Source organism: Sulfoacidibacillus thermotolerans, from assembly GCF_003144315.1.
Classification (GTDB): domain Bacteria; phylum Bacillota; class Bacilli; order Alicyclobacillales; family SLC66; genus Sulfoacidibacillus; species Sulfoacidibacillus thermotolerans.
The window spans coordinates 1-2,848 of the sequence record NZ_MPDK01000061.1; the positions used below are offsets into that span (position 1 = coordinate 1).

The window sequence follows — 2,848 nt, forward strand, 5'->3', positions numbered from 1 at the left end:
TTAGCTTTTTTAAGAAATCTGGATCATATTGTAGGTTTTGATCGTATTCCATGATGCTCATCCTTTCTGTTGTTTTTTAGCAGTTCGCTACAATCGCTAAGTGACAAGTACACGCATCAACAGGTTCATCACACAACTCACAAAAAGTCGTCGGTTCCCATGTTTCGCCGCACTGCGCACAGACAAGTTCGCTCTCCTTGAAGCGATTATCGAACGGATCAACAAATTCAGAAATTTGAAACTCACTAAAACGACAGCCGCAATTTGCACAACCTTCATAACTCATGCGTTTTGCCCCCAACGAGCGGCTTGTTCGACCGTTAGATTTCGAGCTAACTCTTGAACCAGCGTGCTGGTTTTGCGTTGATCCGCATCGCAAACGAGTTTTAAAATGCTTTCTTTGGTGACTCGATCAAGAAGTTTCATTGTATTTCGTTGTCTCCTTTCGCAACACCCGATTTTGCGTTAGAATCAGGTACAAGTAGTTCCTTATACGACATTTCAAACACTTGCTCTAACCTTACAAGCGTGGAATAACGCGGATTACGCGTTCCCGCTTCAAAGTGCCGATAGGCGCGCTCTGTGATTCCAAGAAGTTTGGCTGCTTCCTTTTGTGTCCAGTGGCGCGCCTTTCGAGCCTGTCGTAATTGTTGTCTCAACATCACCACCTCGTTTCTTACAGGAACAATATGTACCTATTAATGTGATAATATCGGAACTAAATGTTCCTGTCAATAGATCGGAGAGAATAATTTTGGCCGATTTCGGCGAGCGCCTTCGTGAACTAAGAAAGTCAAGAAACGTTTCTCAAAAAGAATTATCGAGCTTAATTCGCGTTTCAGAGCGCGCTCTTAGATATTATGAAACTATGAATCGACAACCGACGATTGAGCAACTGATAACGCTCGCCGACTTCTTCAACGTGAGCCTCGATTATCTCGTTGGACGTAGCGATGATCATAGTCCTTTTCGAGAAAACGGGGCTTCGTAAGTGTTTTATTGCGTCAACGCAGGTTCTCGCGCGAGAAGTTGCAAAATTCTTTCGCGACCTTTTTCGTTGTAACGAAACGCACTGATTTCTTTTGAACTGTAAGGCGACTTGTCCAATACAAACTCGCCATATTCTTCTGTTTTTAAGCCGTATTCGTTTGCGATACGCCCTATCTTATTCGCGCTGGTTCCGACTTCCTTTGCGATTTCGGTTGCGGAATACAACTTTTCTCGGCGTGGCGGTGCAATGAGTTCTTTTCCCGCAACAAGATTCACCCCCGCTGCGAGCATGGTTTCAATTGCTACAGGAGATAATTGATTGCTAAACTGCTTAGTCGTATCAAAAATGAGTTTTGCAACTCTGGCTTTGGCGTTCATCTCCATAATGTCAAGGCGGCGAGATTTTAGTGTATCGGGTTGCGTTTGTGACGGATTTTGAAGAAGGTTGCGCATGCGGTCGAATTCAGCAATATAGCGTTCCTTGAATTCCATTGCCCGCGGCCCCGTGTAACCCATCACCAGAAGCGTGAAACCTTGTTCCGATATGATGTATTTCGGCATTTTACGGCCTTGTTGGTTCGTGTATGAGGACTCTCCAAAATTGGCGAGTCGAAAATCCTCGCTGCAACCAAGTTCGCGAATGTCCCGAAGCACTTTGTCGTGTGATTTTCCGAACACATTTGCTACTGTAAGACTATCTGTCACAGCACGGCCGTTTTCGATAAAAACGATGTCGGGCATTTAGATACGCTCCTTCCGAAAATAATTTTTACGTGATGAATCAGGGACAAGATCGTACAAACTGATTTCAAGTATCTTGGCTATTTTCGCCGCCATTTCAAGTGACAAATTGCGTTCGTTGTATTCATAACGTTGATACCTTCGAACTGTTATGCCCACTTGATCTGCAACTTGTTTTTGAGTCAATCCTTTTACACTTCGTGCTTTTTGCAGAACCGAAGTTATGTTGTACACATCACCACCGCCATTTTACGTCCATAACGGACGTTTAATTGAGTATATTACGTCCAATATGGACGTGTCAAGGAGCCGGGTATGTCACTTTTCGCTGAACGACTTGCGTTATTACGAAAAAACAAAGGATTAACTCAAATTGAAATGGCAACAGCTCTAAAAATAACTTTACGATCCTATCAACGATATGAAGGGAAAAACCGTGAACCTCAAATCGATCAACTAATACTTATTGCAAAGTTCTTTAACACTAGCATCGATTACCTAGTCGGCTTGTCCGACGACCCCACCCCCTCACAACATCGGGGCAGCGTAAGTGAAATTTCAAAAGAGGAGTGAGTACATGTCCAAACCAACCCCATATATCGATGCGTTTATTGCTTCCTTACCCGGAAAAACTATTGAAATCGGCTTTGCCACCAATTTTTTTCAACATCGCGGGTACAGATTTTTGTGCGAAAAAGCCATATTGGATAAATCTTTACGGCGTTTCGCACTCAAACCTGTGAACAATGACTATCTTGAATTCATCCCCTACCGCGAAGTCACGCTTGCGACGGAGCGCACGCTGATCGTGTCAGGAGGGTACGAAGAACAAGAAACAGACTGGGCGCTTCGGATTGAAGTACGTGACGCATTTACCGTTCTTGGAGGGGATGAAGATGAATAAACTCGACCACTTTGTTGACACGCTGCCCGGGCGCACGGTTGTTTTGAAATACGTCACGACATTCGCGAATTATCATGGGTTCGAGTTCATGGTCGAAATTGCCGAACATGACCCGGTAGAAAGAGAGTTTGCAATAAAACCTGTGAATAATGGTCCTATCGTGATTACCGACTATCGCGAAATCCTCCTTAGCCAAAACGAGGATGTTCTTGT

General features: G+C 44.1%; 9 protein-coding genes. 4 read left to right on the plus strand and 5 right to left on the minus strand.

The features are described from left to right. Positions 1 to 76: 76 nt before the first annotated feature. The 3 genes from BM613_RS14155 to BM613_RS14160 are packed head-to-tail and all read right to left on the minus strand — an operon-like array spanning position 77 to position 659. Positions 77 to 286, minus strand: coding sequence for a hypothetical protein (locus tag BM613_RS14155; RefSeq protein ID WP_109431808.1), 210 nt, complete (start codon positions 284 to 286; stop codon positions 77 to 79). Continuing rightward, positions 283 to 426 carry a hypothetical protein gene (locus tag BM613_RS15250; RefSeq protein ID WP_181363203.1) on the minus strand — a complete coding sequence of 48 codons (144 nt, stop codon included), beginning with the start codon at positions 424 to 426 and terminating at the stop codon, positions 283 to 285. Before BM613_RS15250 ends, BM613_RS14155 begins: the two co-directional genes overlap by 4 nt. Then, positions 423 to 659: a helix-turn-helix transcriptional regulator gene (locus BM613_RS14160; protein ID WP_245926404.1), complete on the minus strand. Its 237-nt coding sequence runs from the start codon at positions 657 to 659 to the stop codon at positions 423 to 425. Before BM613_RS14160 ends, BM613_RS15250 begins: the two co-directional genes overlap by 4 nt. 95 nt (positions 660 to 754) lie before the next feature. Between BM613_RS14160 and BM613_RS14165 the strand changes: the two genes are divergently transcribed. After that, positions 755 to 991, plus strand: a complete 237-nt coding sequence (locus BM613_RS14165; RefSeq protein WP_109431810.1) for a helix-turn-helix domain-containing protein — start codon at positions 755 to 757, stop codon at positions 989 to 991. A gap of 5 nt (positions 992 to 996) precedes the next feature. Here the strand turns inward: BM613_RS14165 and BM613_RS14170 are convergent, their stop codons facing one another. Both BM613_RS14170 and BM613_RS14175 read right to left on the minus strand, forming a co-directional pair. After that, positions 997 to 1,731 (minus strand): Rha family transcriptional regulator, encoded by a 735-nt coding sequence (locus BM613_RS14170; protein WP_109431811.1) that lies wholly within the window; start codon positions 1,729 to 1,731, stop codon positions 997 to 999. Then, positions 1,732 to 1,965 (minus strand): helix-turn-helix domain-containing protein, encoded by a 234-nt coding sequence (locus BM613_RS14175; protein ID WP_109431812.1) that lies wholly within the window; start codon positions 1,963 to 1,965, stop codon positions 1,732 to 1,734. A gap of 81 nt (positions 1,966 to 2,046) precedes the next feature. On the opposite strand from BM613_RS14175, the gene BM613_RS15900 reads away from it, so the two are divergent. The 3 genes from BM613_RS15900 to BM613_RS14190 all read left to right on the plus strand — a co-directional run. Then, positions 2,047 to 2,304 carry a helix-turn-helix domain-containing protein gene (locus BM613_RS15900; protein ID WP_109431813.1) on the plus strand — a complete coding sequence of 86 codons (258 nt, stop codon included), beginning with the start codon at positions 2,047 to 2,049 and terminating at the stop codon, positions 2,302 to 2,304. A gap of 4 nt (positions 2,305 to 2,308) precedes the next feature. After that, complete coding sequence (locus BM613_RS14185) at positions 2,309 to 2,635, plus strand: hypothetical protein (RefSeq protein WP_109431814.1); 327 nt, start codon at positions 2,309 to 2,311, stop codon at positions 2,633 to 2,635. Beyond that, positions 2,628 to 2,848: hypothetical protein (locus BM613_RS14190; protein ID WP_146192841.1), on the plus strand; the 221-nt coding region annotated here is incomplete at its 3' end. The genes BM613_RS14185 and BM613_RS14190, both read left to right, overlap by 8 nt.

Coding starts and splice junctions, on each gene's coding strand:
- BM613_RS15250 (WP_181363203.1), bottom strand. CDS start 426: ATGAAACTTCTTGATCGAGTCACCAAAGAAAGCATTTTAAAACTCGTT.
- BM613_RS14170 (WP_109431811.1), bottom strand. CDS start 1,731: ATGCCCGACATCGTTTTTATCGAAAACGGCCGTGCTGTGACAGATAGT.
- BM613_RS14155 (WP_109431808.1), bottom strand. CDS start 286: ATGAGTTATGAAGGTTGTGCAAATTGCGGCTGTCGTTTTAGTGAGTTT.
- BM613_RS15900 (WP_109431813.1), top strand. CDS start 2,047: ATGTCACTTTTCGCTGAACGACTTGCGTTATTACGAAAAAACAAAGGA.
- BM613_RS14185 (WP_109431814.1), top strand. CDS start 2,309: ATGTCCAAACCAACCCCATATATCGATGCGTTTATTGCTTCCTTACCC.